Below are 14678 nucleotides of genomic sequence, written 5' to 3' on the forward strand. Positions count from 1 at the left end.
AGGCGGCCAGATGCCGCTGCACATGCGCATGCCCAAGCGCGGCTTCAACAACATCAACCGCAAGGACTTCGCCGAGGTGAACCTGTGGCGTCTCGAGCAGGCGATCGCCGCCGGCAAGCTCGACGCCAAGAAGGCCATCGATGCGGACGTCCTGATCGCCGCCGGCGTCGTGCGCCGCGCCAAGGACGGCCTGCGCCTGCTGGGCAAGGGCGAGCTGAAGTCGAAGATCGACATCACCGTCTATTCCGCCTCCGCCTCGGCCGTCGCGGCCGTGGAAAAGGCCGGCGGCAAGGTCACCACCACCAAAAAAGAAGCCCCGGCCGAACAGGCTTGAGCTGACGATGCGACCATTCCGGCCTCGCAACCGGGGCCGGTGTGTCCTATCTGGTGAGGACCACGAGTCATGCTCAAGTGTCTGGGGATTTGGTGAATGGCTTCGGCCGCTGAACAACTCGCAGCCAATCTGAACGTCGAGGCCTTCTCGAAGGCCACGGAGCTGCACAAGCGCCTGATCTTCACCCTGGTGGCGATGATCGTCTATCGGATCGGCTGCTACATCCCGATCCCCGGCATCAACATCGCCGCGTTCTCGCAGGCCTTCGAAGGCCAGGCGAAGGGCATCCTTGGGATGTTCAACATGTTCTCCGGCGGCGCCGTGAGGAACATGGCGGTCTTCGCGCTGAACGTGATGCCCTACATCTCGGCCTCGATCATCGTCCAGCTCCTGGGCACGATCTATCCGCCGTGGGAGAAGCTGCGGAAGGAAGGCGGCGAGGCGGGGCGCAAGACGCTGAACCAGTACACCCGCTACCTGACGGTCGTGCTGGCGCTGTTCCAGGCCTTCGGCATTTCCATGGGCCTGCAGTCGGGCCAGGGCATCGTCGACAATCCGGGGATCTTCTTCACGGTCACCACCGTGGCTACGCTAACCGGCGGCACGCTGTTCCTGATGTGGCTCGGCGAGCAGATCACCAGCCGCGGCGTCGGCAACGGCGTCTCGCTGATCATCTTCGCCGGCATCGTGGCGGTGTTCCCGCGCTATATCGCGCAGGCCTATTCGCTGGCCAGAACCGGGGCTATGAGCGGTGGCGCGCTTCTGATCATCGGGGTGCTGGTCATCGCCGTGACGGTCGCCATCGTGTTCATGGAACGCTCACAGCGCCGCCTGCTCGTGCAGTATCCCAAGCGCCAGGTGGGCAACCGCATGTTCGGCGGCGACACCTCCTTCCTGCCGTTGAAGATCAACACCTCGGGCGTCATCCCGCCGATCTTCGCCTCCTCGCTCCTGCTGCTGCCAGCGACGGTGATGGGCTTCCTGGCCAACGCCAATCTGCCGTCCTGGGCGCAATGGCTGCCGGGCGCGGTGGGCCAGCTGCAGCATGGCCGGCCGCTCTTCATGGTGCTCTACGGCGCCCTGATCATATTTTTCTGCTTCTTCTACACCTCCGTGGTGTTCAGTCCGGACGACACGGCCGAGAACCTGCGGAAGTACGGCGGCTTCATGCCCGGCATCCGGCCCGGCAAGCGAACAGCGGAATATCTCGACTTCGTGCTGACCCGCCTGACGGTGATCGGCGCAGCCTACATCGCCGTGGTCTGCCTGCTGCCCGAAGCCTTGATCGGCTTCTACAACGCGCCCTTCTACATGGGGGGCACGTCGGTGCTGATTGTGGTCAGCGTCACCATGGACACGGTGACCCAAATCCAGTCGCACCTGCTGGCGCACCAGTACGAGGGTCTCATCAAGCGCTCGAAACTGCGCGGCAAGGGCGTCCGCTAACAAAATTCTCGCAGGCCCCGCCAAGAGGGCCGGCGCTGGGGAGGGGCTGGAGCCGCATGAATCTGATCCTGTTCGGTCCGCCAGCGGCGGGGAAGGGCACCCAGGCCAAACGCCTGGTCGAGACCCGCAAGATGGTTCACCTCTCAACGGGCGACATGCTGCGGGCCGCCATCGCTTCGGGCTCGGAGCTCGGCAAGCGGGTATCCGGGATTATGGAGCGGGGCGAACTGGTCTCCGACGGGATCGTCATCGAGCTGATCGAACAGCGCCTGCCTGAGGCCGAGGCCGCCGGTGGCGCGATTTTCGACGGCTTTCCCCGGACGCTCGCCCAGGCCCAGGCTCTCGACGAGATGCTGGCGCACCGTGGCTCGCGAATCGATCTGGTGGTGCGGCTGAAGGTCGATGACGAGGCCCTGATGCAGCGCATCGCTGGCCGTTACGCCGAGAGCGGGCGGCCCGATGACAATCCCGAAAGCTTCAAGGTCCGGCTCGACGCCTACAATTCCCAGACCGCGCCTCTGCTGCCTTACTACGAGAACCACAAGAAGCTGGTCCAGGTCGACGGCATGGGCTCCATCGACGACGTTGCCGGCGCCATCGACCAGGCGTTGGATGCGCCTCGCTGGTAGCTAGGCAGGCGCGCCCGCCAGGTAGGCGTCGAGCGCCGCCAGGTGGGGCGCGGCCTCCAAGGGATTGAGGAACGAGCCGGTGAAGCTGTTGCGGGCCAGGGTCGCAAGGTCCGCGCGGGTCAGGCCAAGAGCGCTGGCGACGGAAATCCAATTCTGCGCCAGGTAGCCGCCGAAGTATGCCGGGTCGTCTGAATTGACCGTCGCGCGCAGGCCGAGTTGCAGCATGGCTTTCAGTGGGTGGACCGTGAGGTCATCGACCACGCAGAGCTTCAGGTTCGAGAGCGGGCAGACGGTCAGGGTGATGCCCTCTACGGCCAGACGCTTCACCAGCGCCGGATCCTCCAGCGAACGGTTGCCGTGGTCGATGCGGTCGACCTTCAGCACATCGAGCGCCTCCCAGACGTACGCCGGGGGGCCTTCCTCGCCAGCGTGGGCGACCAGTTTCAGGCCGTGTCCGCGGGCCGCCTCGAAGACCTTGGCGAATTTCGAGGGCGGATGGCCCACTTCCGAGGAGTCCAGTCCCACGCCCACGATCCGGTCGAGCCAGGGCTCGGCGGCCTTCAGCGTTGCGAAGGCGGCGTCTTCATCGAGGTGACGCAGGAAGCACATAATCAGTTTGGACGAGACACCCAACGTGGCCTCGGCCTCGGCCATGCCTGACAACAGGCCCTCGATGGCGACCGAAAAGGGCAGTCCGCGGCCGGTGTGGGTCTGGGGATCGAAGAACATCTCCACGTGGAGGCAGCCGCCGGCGGCCACGCGCCGGAAATAGGCCATGGCCAGGTCGTGAAAGTCCTGCTCGTTCAGGAGCACGCCTGCACCCTGGTAGTAGATGTCCAGGAAGTCCTGCAGGTTCGAAAACGCGTAGGCCGCGCGTACGTCCTCCACAGAAGCGAAGGGAAGGGCGACCTTGTTGCGCCGGGCGAACTCGAACATCTGCTCGGGCTCGAGGCTGCCTTCGATGTGCAGGTGAAGCTCGGCCTTGGGCAGGCCCCCGATGAAGTCGGCAAGGTCACTCATGGCGGCTACTTCCGTGCGGGCGGCCGCCGCCGTCAAGGGTGTCCGGCTAGCGGGCCACCGCCTGGCCGCCGGACTTGTAGACAACCCCGCCCTTCATGACGAACTGCACCTTTTCGAGCACCCTTACGTCCTGCAGGGGATCGCCGGTCACCGCGATGATGTCGGCGAAACGTCCCGGCTGGACCGAGCCCACGTCGTTGGTGTCGCCGATCAGGTCGGCGGCGTTCCATGTTGCGGCCTTGATGGCCTCCATCGCCGGCATGCCGGCTCCGACCAGGAGGGCGAACTCCTGGGCGTTCTCGCCGTGGTTGGACATTCCGAAGGTGTCGGTGCCGAAGGCGATCTTCACGCCGGCTTCGTAGGCGTTGTGCAGGTTCTTGAGCATGTATGGCACGACCGTCATCGCCTTTTGGGCGGTGGATGGGTTCAGGTCTTCGGGGTGGGTCTTGGCGTGCTCATAGACCTTGGACCCAACCAGCATGGTCGGCACCAGGTAGGTCCCGCGGGCCTTGAAGAGTTTGTAGCTCTCCGCGTCGGCGTAGGTGCCGTGCTCGATGGAATCGACCCCGAGCGAGATCGTGTGGTCGATGGCCTGCTTGCCGTGGGCGTGGGCGGCGACCTTCATGCCCAGGCTATGGGCAGTCTCGATCACCGCCTTGATCTCGTCGTCCTCCATGAGCTGCAGGGCCGGATCGTCGCCGATCGACATGACGCCCCCGGATGGCATGATCTTGATCAGGTCGACGCCCTCGCGGCGCAGCCGCCGCACAGTCTTGCGTGCTGTCTCGGGGCTATCGATCAGATTGCTGGTCCAGCCCGGATGTTCGAGCTCTGGGTCGAGGCCGTTGGCCTCATCGCCATGGCCCCCCGTGGGCCCGAGCGGCGTGCCGGCCACCCATAGCCGCGGCCCGGGAATGACACCCGCATTGATCGCGCGCTTCAGCGCCACGATCACACCGGTCTGGCTGCCCACGTCGCGCGCCGAGGTGAAGCCGGCCATCAGCGTGTTGCGCGCGTTCACGGTCGCGTCGATCTCATCGTCGAAGGACGTCCGCGTCATCGCCGTATGGATCGGATCACCCTTATGGAAGCTTTGGGTGATGTGGATGTGGTCGTCGATCAGGCCTGGCAGCACAGTCGAGCCGGAGAGGTCGATGACCTCGGCGCCGGCCGGCGTGGCGTAACCGCTTTCCACCGAGACGATGCGGTCGTCATGGACCACAATCGAGACCTCGGTCCGGACCGCCTTGCCGGTGCCGTCGATCAGCCGTCCTGCGTGAATCACCAGATCCCGTGCCGCCGCCGGCCAGGCGCTCAGCGCCAACAAGGCCGCACAGGCCCCCGCGGCCAATAGTCCCTGACGCAGCCCCATGTGAACCCCCCCTTGGTATGCCGCGCCAACTGGCGCCGCTGAGCCCTCTGCGCAAGCCCGCATGCGCGAGTCGATTGCGCGCAGCGCCCTCTTCATGCTTTCCTTAACCATCCCGGAGGCAGACTCCAGGGGTGCGATGCGTACGGACGCGGGCGAGGCGTTAGCCTTGCGCCCGCTCTTTCTCGTTCATAAATGGGCGTTTCCGATGTTGACGGAAGCGCAACGATCCCTATAACGAGGCGCTTCCGCGAAAGAGCGCGAAGGACGAACCGGCTTGACCTACGGGGCGAGGGGCGGGGCGCCGTTCGCGCTTTCCTTGCGTGACCAGGAGAGATTTGCACGTGGCCCGTATCGCAGGCGTCAATATTCCCACGAACAAGCGCGTCGTTATCGCGCTGCAGTACATCCATGGCATCGGCCCTGCGAAGGCGCGCGATATCGTGGCCAAGGTCGGCATCGAGGACGCCCGCCGCGTCAATCAGCTGACTGACCAGGAAGTGCTGCAGATCCGCGAAACCATCGACCGCGACTTCACCGTTGAAGGTGACCTGCGTCGCGAAACCGCGGTCAACATCAAGCGGCTGATGGACCTGGCCTGCTACCGGGGCCTCCGCCACCGCAAGGGCCTGCCGGTCCGCGGCCAGCGCACGCACACCAACGCCCGGACCCGCAAGGGCCCGGCCAAGCCGATCGCCGGCAAGAAGAAGTAAGAGAGCGTCCCGATGGCCAAGGAACCGGCGCGCGTTAAACGTCGCGAGCGCAAGAACATCATTTCGGGCGTGGCGCACGTGAACGCCTCGTTCAACAACACCATGATCACCATCACCGACGCGCAGGGAAACACCATTTCCTGGTCCAGCGCCGGCATGATGGGGTTCAAGGGGTCGCGTAAGTCGACGCCCTATGCCGCCCAGATGGCGGCCGAGGACGCCGGCCGCAAGGCTGCCGAGCACGGCGTCAAGACGCTGGAAGTCAATGTCTCCGGTCCGGGTTCCGGCCGTGAGTCTGCGCTTCGCGCCTTGCAGTCGGTCGGCATGACGATCACCACCATCCGCGACGTGACCCCCATCCCGCACAACGGCTGCCGGCCGCCAAAGCGCCGGCGCGTCTGAGTAACCAAGTACCCAATTCCCTGCGCCGGACCGCGTCTGCGGCCGGCGATCCTGCGTTTTCGAGGGACACCTATCCGTGATCGAACGAAACTGGAACGAGCTTATCCGTCCCGAGAAGCCGCAAATCGAGACCGGCGCCGACGCGAACCGCAAGGCGCGTCTGGTGGCCGAGCCTCTCGAGCGCGGATTCGGCGTGACGCTGGGCAATAGCCTGCGCCGCGTGCTTCTCTCCTCCCTGCAAGGCGCGGCGGTGACCGCGGTGCAGATCGACGGCGTCGTGCACGAGTTCTCCTCGCTTGAGGGTGTGCGCGAGGACGTTGTCGACATCGTGCTGAACATCAAGCAACTGGCCGTGCGCATGCACGCCGAAGGGCCCAAGCGCATGACCCTGCGCGCCACGGGCCCCGGCGCGGTGACCGCCAGCCAGATCGAGGCTCCCTCGGACATCGAGATCCTCAACGGCGACCACGTGCTCTGCACGTTGGACGACGGCGCCCAGGTGCGCATGGAGTTCACGGTCCAGACCGGCAAGGGCTACGTCCCGGCTGAGATGAACCGCCCCGAGGACGCCCCGATCGGACTGATCGCGGTCGACGCGCTCTACTCGCCGGTCAAGCGCGTCGCCTATCGCGTCGAGCCGACCCGCCAGGGCCAGAGCCTCGACTACGACAAGCTGGTGATGGAAGTGGAGACCAACGGCGCGGTGACGCCCGTGGACGCCGTAGCCTACGCCGCACGCATCCTGCAGGACCAGCTGCAGATCTTCATCACCTTCGAAGAGCCGAAGAAGAAGGTCGAGGGCGAAGCCAAGCCGGAGCTGCCTTTCAACCCGGCGCTGCTGAAGAAGGTCGACGAACTCGAGCTGTCGGTCCGTTCGGCCAACTGCTTGAAGAACGACAACATCGTCTATATCGGCGACCTGATCCAGAAGACCGAAGCCGAGATGCTGCGCACGCCGAACTTCGGCCGCAAGTCCTTGAACGAAATCAAGGAAGTGCTGGCCGGCATGGCGCTGCACCTCGGGATGGACGTGCCCAACTGGCCGCCTGAGAACATCGAAGAGCTGGCCAAGAAGTTCGAAGACCAGATGTAATTGCTTCCGGCGCGTCGAGAGACGCCCCGGACCTGAAGGAGAGTTTCCAATGCGGCATGGTTCCGCGCACCGCAAACTGGGACGCACCAGCGCCCACCGTACCGCGATGTTCGCCAACATGGCGGCGAGCCTGATCAAGCACGAGCAGATCGTGACCACCCTGCCGAAGGCCAAGGAGCTTCGCCCCTTCGTCGAGAAGCTGGTGACGCTCGGCAAGCGCGGTGATCTGCACGCCCGCCGCCAGGCGATCAGCCAGGTGCGCGATGTGGAGCAGGTCGGCAAGCTCTTCGGCGTGCTGGGCCCCCGCTACGCCGAGCGCAACGGCGGCTATATCCGCGTGCTGAAGGCGGGCTTCCGTCACGGTGACAACGCGGCCATGGCGGTGATCGAGTTCGTCGATCGCGACCCAGCGGAAAAGGGCAAGGACTCCGGACCGGTTGTCGAGGCCTACGCCGACTGATCGGGCCTACATTTTGAACTCGAAACCCCGGAGCGACCCTCCGGGGTTTTTGTTTGCGCTGAAATGAGCCAGCTGCGGCTAAGCTCGGCGAATGCACGCACTCCTCACTAGAACCGTCGCTGCCGCCACGCTGGCGCTGGCGTTGCTGGCCGCGCCTGCGTTCGCCCAGACGATCAAGCCCGCGCCGCTGACCATCCTGATCTCCATCGATGGCTTCCGTGCTGACTACCTGCAGCGCGGGGTGACACCCAATCTCGCAGCACTTGGCGCCGATGGCGTGCGAGCCAAGGCCATGCGCCCGTCCTTTCCGAGCCTGACGTTCCCGAACCATTACACCCTGGTCACCGGTCTTCGGCCCGATCACAGCGGCGTCGTCGACAACGACATGGAAGACCCCCGCAAGCCGGGCGTGAAATTTTCCATGGGACGGGTCGAGGTCAGCCATGATCCTTTCTGGTGGGACCAGGCCGAGCCCTTGTGGGTCACGGCCGAGAAGGCCGGCGTGCGGACGGCGACCATGTTCTGGCCAGGCTCGGACCTACCAATCCACGGTGTGCAGCCCCACGACTGGAAGATGTACGACAAGCGCGTTTCGGCCGACCAGCGGGTCGACCAGGTGCTGTCCTGGCTGGACCGCCCGGCTGCCGAGCGCCCGAGGTTCGTCACGCTCTATTTCGACGAGGTGGATTCCAATGGCCACAGCGCCGGTCCTGACTCGCCGGAAGTGAACGCGGCGCTGGCGCGCACCGACGCCGCCGTCGGTCGGTTGGTCGCGGGGCTGAAAGCCAGGCGCCTTTTTGCGGAATCCGATCTGGTCATCGTCGCCGACCACGGCATGGCGGCCACTTCCGCCGATCGGACGACCTATCTGGAGGACCTGTTGCCGCTCGCCGATCTGCACGTTGTGGGGTTAGGAGCTGAGGCGGCCGTGGGAGCTGCGCCCGGCCACGAGGACGAAGTCGGCAGAGCCCTGCTGGGGCCCCATCCTCACATGACCTGCTGGCGCAAGCAGGATGTCCCGCGCCGATTTCATTACGGATCCAATCCCCGGGTGCCGCCGTACGTTTGCCTCGCCGAGACCGGGTGGCTGATTGAGGGGGCGAAGGGGTGGCCTGTAAAAAAAGGCGGCCACGGATTCGACCCCTACGACCCGCTGATGGGCGCCCTCTTCGTGGCCCACGGGCCGGCATTTCGGAAAGGCGCGGTGCTCCCGGTCTTCGACAACGTCGATGTCTATCCGTTGCTGGCCGGGCTCGTGGGAATCGATCCACTGCCCAACGAAGGGAACCTTTCCGACCTCGAGTCCGCCCTGACTCCTTAAGAATTGCGGTTTCGGAGAGACGCTGCGCGCCGAAGGGCTTGACTGATTAATTGCGGTATGAGTGAAATATTGCGGGATATGAGAAGGAGATGTCGCAATGGTCGACCGTCCCGCACTTATCGCCTGTGTCTTCTACAAAGACCCCATCGCCGCCATGAAGTGGCTGGAAGCGGCCTTCGGCTTCGAAACGACCACCTTGCTGACCGACGCGCAGGGCAAGGTCGGGCATGCGGAAATGGAGTTCCGCGGCGCCCCTGTCAGCATCGGCGGCGAATGGAACGGCCCGCAGCTCGGCGGCGCCCGAATGGAGAGCCCGGCCAGCCTTGGCGGCGCCGGCACCCAGTTCATGCGTGTGGAACTCATCGAGGGCCTTGACGCCCATTGCGAACGCGCCCGAGGCGCAGGCGCCAGGATCACCGCCGAGCCGGAGGACCAATTCTATGGCGCCCGGACCTACCGCGCGATGGATCCGGAGGGGCACATCTGGAACTTCAGCCAGGCGGTCCGTGTGGTTTCCAGTGAGGAGATGGAGGCCGCCAGCGGATTGAAGTTCGCCACGTCCCTGCAGGAGGCCGGCCATGGCTGACTGGCGCGCACCCCTGATGTCGGCCGTCTGCTACCAGGACCCCAAGGCTGCGATCTCCTGGTTGGAGCAGGCCTTTGGATTCGAGGTCTCCATGCTGATCGAGGATGCGGACGGGACCCTCGCGCACTCGGAAATGCGCTTCGGAAACGCCGTCGTGATGATCGGCAACGAATGGACCGCCGACCACAAGAGCCCCAGATCCATCGGCGGCAAGAACACCCAGACCGTGCATATCCAGATCGCCACCGATCTCGACGCCCACTGCGAACGGGCGAGGGCGGCGGGCGCCGAGATCTTGGTGGAGCCGGCCACCCAGTTCTACGGCGATCGCACCTACCGGTGCCGGGACCTGGAGGGCCACATCTGGACTGTCGCCCAGACAGTGCAAAGCGTCACCCGCGAGGAGGCTGAGGCTGTCAGCGGCTTGAAGATCACGGGGTGGGTGTGAGCCCTTCGGCGGCAAGACCGCTTCCGCACGACCTCGACGGGACGTTGGCGGCTCTCGCCGACCCGCACCGGCGTCGGGTGGTCGACCTGCTGAGCCGCGGACCGCGCGCAGCCGGCGAGTTGGCGCGCGAGCTCGACCTGACCCCGCCGGCCATGAGCCGTCACCTGAAGACCCTGCGCCACTCCGGGCTTGTCGAGGAGTCTCATCCAACTTTCGATGCGCGCGTGCGCATCTATGCGCTGAGGCCCGAACCAATGGTTCATCTGTTGCGCTGGCTGGAGGAGGCTGAGCGGCTTTGGAGCGAGCAACTCGCCGCCTTCAAGGCCCACCTCGAGCGGGATACCACGTCCGAGGGCGAAGGGTGACTTCGAAGGTCTATGTGGCGCTGCGCGTGAAGGCCGGGCCGGAGCGGGCGTTCGCCGCGTTCGTGGACGAGATCGGTGACTGGTGGCGGCCGAGCCGGCTTTTCCAGACCACCCCCCGGCCGGGACGGCTTGCGTTCGAAACCGGCCAGGACGGCCGGCTGATCGAGATCCGCGACGGCGGCAAGGTCTTCGAGATCGGACGGATCCACGTCTGGGAGCCGCCGCACCGACTGGTTTTTTCCTGGCGGCAGGCGAACTTCCCGCTCGAACTTCACACAGAGGTGGAGGTTGGGTTCGAGGCGGTCGGCGAGGAGACGAGGGTCAGCATCGAGCATCGCGGCTTTGACAAGTTGCCGAGCGACAGCGCCGCGCGGCACCGCTTCCCCGATCAGGTGTTGCTGATGCGGCTGGCGGATTTCTGGCGTTCGCAGCTCGCCGCGATCGGTGAGCGGGTCCTATAACCGTGTTGCCCGAGTTCGCGTTTTGTTTCACGCTAGGGGTTTGGAGGGCCATATATGAATGACGCCGCCAAGGCCGCCCCAAACATCGCTGCAGGCGGCAGGCAGGGGCCGCGCCAGGCTGCCTTCGGGTTCATCTTCGCCAGCGCGGTCATGAACTCCGTCTCCTTCGGGCTGATGATCCCGATCCTGCCGAACCTGATCAAGCAGTTCACCGGCGGAGACACCGCCGCGGCGTCGGAATGGAACGTGCTCTTTGCGACCACCTGGGGGCTGATGCAGTTCGCCTTCGGGCCGATCCTCGGGGTGCTGTCGGACAGGGTCGGGCGCCGGCCGGTGCTGTTGATCTCGCTGTTCGGCCTGGCGGTCGACTTCCTGTTCATGGCCTTCGCCCCGACACTGTGGTGGCTCTTTGTGGGACGCGTGCTGAACGGCATGACCGCCTCGAGCTTCGCGACCGCGGGCGCCTATCTCGCCGACGTGACGCCGCCGGAACGGCGGGCGAAGAGCTTCGGCATGCTGGGCTCGGCCTTCTCGTTCGGCTTCCTGCTCGGACCGACCCTCGGCGGTTTCCTGGGTCAGCATGACATCCGACTGCCGTTCCTGGTGGCGGCGGGACTGACAGCGGTCAACTGGCTCTACGGCCTCTTCATCCTGCCTGAGTCCCTGCCCAGGGAACGGCGCCTGAGGCGGTACGAATGGGCGCGCGCCAATCCGCTGGGGTCGCTGCAACTGCTGCGTTCGCAGGCCGGGCTCCTGGCGCTGGCCTGCGTCGCTTTTCTCTTCCAGCTCGCGCAAATCGTGCTGCCGCAGGTCTTCGTGCTCTATGCGACCTACCGTTACCACTGGTCCCTGGCTACGCTCGGCCTGGCGTTCCCGATCACCGGCATCATGGGCGTGATCGTCCAGATGTTCCTGGTGGGCCCAGCGGTGGGTCGGTTCGGCGAGCGTCGCGTCGTGCTGATCGGCACTGTTGCCGGGGCTGCCGGGTTCGCCTGGTACGGCAGCGCCGCAACCGGGTGGGCCTATTTCATCGGCGCGCCGCTGTTTGCGTTTTCGGGCTTCATCCTGCCCGGCCTGCAAGGCCTGATGACCCAACGGGTGCCGGCCAACCAGCAGGGCCAACTTCAGGGCGCGGTCCAAAGCCTGCAAGGCGTCGCCGGCATCATCGGCCCTGTTCTCTTCGGAGAGACGTTCGCTTGGTCGATCCGCAACGATGCGAACCTGCACATGCCGGGGCTGGCGATCTATGTATCAAGCGGACTGCTCGCGCTGGCATTCCTCTTGGCCTGGGGCGTGGCCCATCCGCATCGACGAGAGGCGCCCGCCCTGGCTTGAGCCATGCCATTAAAGCGCCGGAAAATGCCGCCGAACTACGCCCGCCGTCCAAGCTTGGAGAGACTATGCGCGCCGACCGCGTCCTGATCGCCACTCTCGCTCTTCTCGCCGGCAGCGCCTGCGCCGGCTCAAGCCTTGCCCAGGCCCCGCTCGCCCAGCCGGCCCCGCGCTCCGTGCCGGCCAGCGCCATCGGCATGAAGCAGTCCTTCGCACCCGTCGTGAAGCGCGCCGCGCCGGCCGTGGTCAACATCTCCTCCAAACGTCTGGTGCGTCAGCAGCAGGCGGACCCGTTCTGGCAACTGTTCGGGATCGGCGCGCCGCGCGATCGCGTCGAAGGCTCCCTGGGGTCGGGCGTGATCGTCCGCTCCGACGGGGTCATCGTCACCAACCAGCATGTCGTCGAGAACGGGCAGGACATCACAGTAGCGCTTGCCGACCGGCGCGAGTTCCCGGCTCACGTGCTGCTGACCGACGCGCGCACGGATCTGGCGATCCTGAAGATCGACCTGCCGCCGGGCGAGAAACTCCCTGTGCTTACGATCGGCGACCGCGCCGACGCGCAGGTGGGCGACCTCGTGCTGGCCATCGGCGATCCCTTTGGCGTCGGCCAGACTGTGACCAACGGAATCATCTCGGCGCTTAACCGCACCGCCGACCCGAACGGCGACGCCGGCGCCTACATCCAGACCGATGCGGCCATCAACCCTGGCAATTCGGGCGGTGCGCTGGTCAGCATGGACGGCGAACTGATCGGGGTGAACAGTTTCATCCTCTCGCGTTCAGGGCAGTCCTCGGGCGTGGGCTTTGCAATCCCTGCGGCTGTGGTGCGCCGGGTCGTGGAGACCGCCATGAACGGCGGCCACTCCGTCGAGCGGCCCTGGCTGGGCGCGCGCCTGCAGAGCGTCACCCCGGACATCGCCAAGTCCATGGGGCTCGCCACCCCCTCGGGCGCTCTGGTCGCCGATGTCTGGCCCGGCGGAGCGGCCGCGCGGGGCGGGCTCAAGCAGGGCGATGTTGTCACCTCCGTGGACGGGACCGCCGTGGTCGACGCTGCGGCGCTGAACTACGCGGTCGGCAACCACAGGCCAGGCGAGTCGGTGCGGGTCGACGTTCGGCGCGGCGGCGCCGAACAGAAGCTGACGATCCCGGCCGAGCCTGCGCCGGCGACCCCGGCGCGGGACGAGCAACAGATCGCCGGGCGCAACCCCTTCGAGGGGGCGACCGTAGTCAATCTATCGCCGGCGGTCGCCGAGGAGTTGGGCCTTGATCCGTTCGCCCGCCCCGGGGTGCTGGTGCTCAAGACCAGCGCCGGTGCGGCGCAGCAGATCGGGGTGCGGCCGGGCGACATCATCCGCATGGTGAACGGCCGCGACATCAAGAGCGTGCACGACCTGACGGCTGCGGTGGGTACGCCGTCATCGGTCTGGCAGTTTACCCTGGAGCGCAACGGCCGCCAGATCACAGCCACCGTTCGGGCCTAGGCGAAGGAGGCCCGGGGGGCCCCCTTGCCCGGCATGGCGCCTAAGCGGCCTTGAGCAGTTGGCCCAGCGCACCGGCCTGCGTCACGGCGGCCGCAAGCGCCGATTGCTTGTGGTCGGGGCTGATGTTGACGCCTTCCGCACCCAGGACTTCGACATCCTGAATGCCGATGAAGCCGAAGAAGCCGCGCAGGTAGCTCTCCTGGTGCTGCAGGAAGGCCGCCGCTGTGTCAGGGCCGTAGAATCCGCCGCGCGAGGAGGCGAGGATGATCCGCTTGCCGCCCGCCAGGCCTTCGACGCCGGCTTCGGAATAGCGGAACGTCTTGCCTGCCACGGCGATGTGATCGATCCAGCTCTTCAGCTGGCTGGGGATGCCGAAGTTGTACATCGGGACCCCGATCACCACGGTGTCGGCGGCGAGGAACTCCTCCAGGATGGCGTCGGCCTCGGCGACCTCACGGGTCTGTTCGGCGGTGCGCTCGTCAGGCGTTAGCCCGCGCGCCGCCATGAGAGCGCCGGATTGGTGCGGGGCGGGGTTCGCGCCGAGATCGCGATACGTCACCTCCGCGCCCGGATTTGCGGTCCGCAGCGCTGCGACGGCGGCGGCGGAGATCTGGCGGCTGACCGAGTGGTCGCCGAGGATGCTGGAGTCTATGTGGAGCAGGTTCACGAGTGGGCCTCATGCTGGTATAAGTTTGTGACCAGCACTATTTGAGTAACCGCCGAAAAACTCACAAGAAGGCACTTTTTTGGAACCCAAGCACACCGATGTGACCGCCCCGCCGGTTGGCCGCCTGACCACTAACGGCGGCCTATCCCACGACGAGCTGTTCTCCCGGATCGAGAAGAACGGCGTCGAATCGGTGGCCAACACCTGCCGGCCGGTGACCGACATCCTCAGCCGCATCGGCGACAAGTGGAGCGTCATGATCGTGATGTTGTTGGGGCCCGGTCCCAAGCGGTTCAACGAGATCCGCCGGGCGATCAACGGCATCTCGCAGCGGATGCTGACGTTGACGCTTCGCGGGCTCGAACGAGATGGGCTGGTGACCCGCACCGTGACCCCAACCATTCCGCCGCGCGTGGACTACGAGCTCACCGAGTTGGGGCAATCGCTCCGCTGTCCGATCGACGCGCTTGGCGAATGGGCGTTCGCCAATCGCGACAGAATTGACGCCGCGCGGGCGAGGTTTGATCAGGCCGCTGATCGAACCTGAC

General features: G+C 65.8%; 18 protein-coding genes. 15 read left to right on the forward strand and 3 right to left on the reverse strand.

Annotated elements, in window-relative coordinates:
• The 3 genes from VGI62_RS15150 to VGI62_RS15160 form a co-directional block, all read left to right on the forward strand.
• The coding region (locus VGI62_RS15150) for an uL15m family ribosomal protein (protein ID WP_331505346.1) at positions 1–334 on the forward strand (334 nt) is incomplete at its 5' end.
• A 96-nt stretch (positions 335–430) separates the two neighbouring features.
• Positions 431–1780, forward strand: coding sequence for a preprotein translocase subunit SecY (secY, locus tag VGI62_RS15155; RefSeq protein WP_331505347.1), 1350 nt, complete (start codon positions 431–433; stop codon positions 1778–1780).
• A gap of 56 nt (positions 1781–1836) precedes the next feature.
• Positions 1837–2409, forward strand: coding sequence for an adenylate kinase (locus VGI62_RS15160; RefSeq protein WP_331505348.1), 573 nt, complete (start codon positions 1837–1839; stop codon positions 2407–2409).
• Here VGI62_RS15160 and VGI62_RS15165 read toward each other — a convergent pair whose 3' ends face one another.
• Complete coding sequence (locus VGI62_RS15165; protein WP_331505349.1) at positions 2410–3429, reverse strand: adenosine deaminase; 1020 nt, start codon at positions 3427–3429, stop codon at positions 2410–2412.
• A gap of 46 nt (positions 3430–3475) precedes the next feature.
• Positions 3476–4801, reverse strand: coding sequence for an amidohydrolase family protein (locus VGI62_RS15170; protein WP_331505350.1), 1326 nt, complete (start codon positions 4799–4801; stop codon positions 3476–3478).
• Positions 4802–5142: 341 nt separating this feature from the next.
• Between VGI62_RS15170 and rpsM the strand changes: the two genes are divergently transcribed.
• The 11 genes from rpsM to VGI62_RS15225 all read left to right on the forward strand — a co-directional run bounded on the left by rpsM (position 5143) and on the right by VGI62_RS15225 (position 13463).
• Positions 5143–5511, forward strand: a complete 369-nt coding sequence (gene rpsM, locus VGI62_RS15175; RefSeq protein WP_331505351.1) for a 30S ribosomal protein S13 — start codon at positions 5143–5145, stop codon at positions 5509–5511.
• 12 nt (positions 5512–5523) lie between these two features.
• On the forward strand, positions 5524–5913 hold the full coding sequence (gene rpsK / locus VGI62_RS15180) for a 30S ribosomal protein S11 (protein ID WP_329653037.1): 390 nt from the start codon (positions 5524–5526) through the stop codon (positions 5911–5913).
• Positions 5914–5989: 76 nt separating this feature from the next.
• A complete protein-coding gene (locus tag VGI62_RS15185) occupies positions 5990–7006 on the forward strand; it encodes a DNA-directed RNA polymerase subunit alpha (RefSeq protein ID WP_331505352.1) in 1017 nt (338 codons plus the stop codon).
• 49 nt (positions 7007–7055) lie between these two features.
• On the forward strand, positions 7056–7466 hold the full coding sequence (gene rplQ / locus VGI62_RS15190; RefSeq protein WP_331505353.1) for a 50S ribosomal protein L17: 411 nt from the start codon (positions 7056–7058) through the stop codon (positions 7464–7466).
• A 91-nt stretch (positions 7467–7557) separates the two neighbouring features.
• Positions 7558–8787, forward strand: a complete 1230-nt coding sequence (locus VGI62_RS15195; RefSeq protein ID WP_331505354.1) for an ectonucleotide pyrophosphatase/phosphodiesterase — start codon at positions 7558–7560, stop codon at positions 8785–8787.
• 97 nt (positions 8788–8884) lie between these two features.
• Positions 8885–9373, forward strand: a complete 489-nt coding sequence (locus VGI62_RS15200) for a VOC family protein (RefSeq protein ID WP_331505355.1) — start codon at positions 8885–8887, stop codon at positions 9371–9373.
• Positions 9366–9821 carry a VOC family protein gene (locus tag VGI62_RS15205; protein ID WP_331505356.1) on the forward strand — a complete coding sequence of 152 codons (456 nt, stop codon included), beginning with the start codon at positions 9366–9368 and terminating at the stop codon, positions 9819–9821. The genes VGI62_RS15200 and VGI62_RS15205 overlap by 8 nt, the downstream gene beginning before the upstream one ends.
• Positions 9812–10186 carry a metalloregulator ArsR/SmtB family transcription factor gene (locus VGI62_RS15210; protein ID WP_331505357.1) on the forward strand — a complete coding sequence of 125 codons (375 nt, stop codon included), beginning with the start codon at positions 9812–9814 and terminating at the stop codon, positions 10184–10186. Before VGI62_RS15205 ends, VGI62_RS15210 begins: the two co-directional genes overlap by 10 nt.
• On the forward strand, positions 10183–10647 hold the full coding sequence (locus VGI62_RS15215; RefSeq protein ID WP_331505358.1) for an SRPBCC domain-containing protein: 465 nt from the start codon (positions 10183–10185) through the stop codon (positions 10645–10647). The genes VGI62_RS15210 and VGI62_RS15215 overlap by 4 nt, the downstream gene beginning before the upstream one ends.
• A gap of 54 nt (positions 10648–10701) precedes the next feature.
• Entirely contained in the window at positions 10702–11982 is a 1281-nt protein-coding gene (locus VGI62_RS15220) for a TCR/Tet family MFS transporter (RefSeq protein WP_331505359.1), read from the forward strand.
• A gap of 65 nt (positions 11983–12047) precedes the next feature.
• Positions 12048–13463 (forward strand): Do family serine endopeptidase, encoded by a 1416-nt coding sequence (locus tag VGI62_RS15225; protein WP_331505360.1) that lies wholly within the window; start codon positions 12048–12050, stop codon positions 13461–13463.
• A 40-nt stretch (positions 13464–13503) separates the two neighbouring features.
• Here the strand turns inward: VGI62_RS15225 and VGI62_RS15230 are convergent, their stop codons facing one another.
• Complete coding sequence (locus tag VGI62_RS15230; RefSeq protein WP_331505361.1) at positions 13504–14130, reverse strand: FMN-dependent NADH-azoreductase; 627 nt, start codon at positions 14128–14130, stop codon at positions 13504–13506.
• Between the two features lie 79 nt (positions 14131–14209).
• Between VGI62_RS15230 and VGI62_RS15235 the strand changes: the two genes are divergently transcribed.
• Positions 14210–14677, forward strand: a complete 468-nt coding sequence (locus VGI62_RS15235) for a helix-turn-helix domain-containing protein (protein WP_331505362.1) — start codon at positions 14210–14212, stop codon at positions 14675–14677.
• Position 14678: the final 1 nt, after the last annotated feature.

It is taken from the genome of Phenylobacterium sp. (genome assembly GCF_036495085.1).
Lineage (GTDB): Bacteria > Pseudomonadota > Alphaproteobacteria > Caulobacterales > Caulobacteraceae > Phenylobacterium.

Bases quoted from the DNA above. Each gene is read 5' to 3' on its own strand.
- VGI62_RS15220 (WP_331505359.1), top strand. From the start codon at position 10,702: ATGAATGACGCCGCCAAGGCCGCCCCAAACATCGCTGCAGGCGGCAGG.
- VGI62_RS15195 (WP_331505354.1), top strand. From the start codon at position 7,558: ATGCACGCACTCCTCACTAGAACCGTCGCTGCCGCCACGCTGGCGCTG.
- VGI62_RS15170 (WP_331505350.1), bottom strand. From the start codon at position 4,801: ATGGGGCTGCGTCAGGGACTATTGGCCGCGGGGGCCTGTGCGGCCTTG.
- VGI62_RS15205 (WP_331505356.1), top strand. From the start codon at position 9,366: ATGGCTGACTGGCGCGCACCCCTGATGTCGGCCGTCTGCTACCAGGAC.
- VGI62_RS15160 (WP_331505348.1), top strand. From the start codon at position 1,837: ATGAATCTGATCCTGTTCGGTCCGCCAGCGGCGGGGAAGGGCACCCAG.
- VGI62_RS15165 (WP_331505349.1), bottom strand. From the start codon at position 3,429: ATGAGTGACCTTGCCGACTTCATCGGGGGCCTGCCCAAGGCCGAGCTT.
- VGI62_RS15225 (WP_331505360.1), top strand. From the start codon at position 12,048: ATGCGCGCCGACCGCGTCCTGATCGCCACTCTCGCTCTTCTCGCCGGC.
- rplQ (WP_331505353.1), top strand. From the start codon at position 7,056: ATGCGGCATGGTTCCGCGCACCGCAAACTGGGACGCACCAGCGCCCAC.
- rpsK (WP_329653037.1), top strand. From the start codon at position 5,524: ATGGCCAAGGAACCGGCGCGCGTTAAACGTCGCGAGCGCAAGAACATC.
- secY (WP_331505347.1), top strand. From the start codon at position 431: ATGGCTTCGGCCGCTGAACAACTCGCAGCCAATCTGAACGTCGAGGCC.
- VGI62_RS15200 (WP_331505355.1), top strand. From the start codon at position 8,885: ATGGTCGACCGTCCCGCACTTATCGCCTGTGTCTTCTACAAAGACCCC.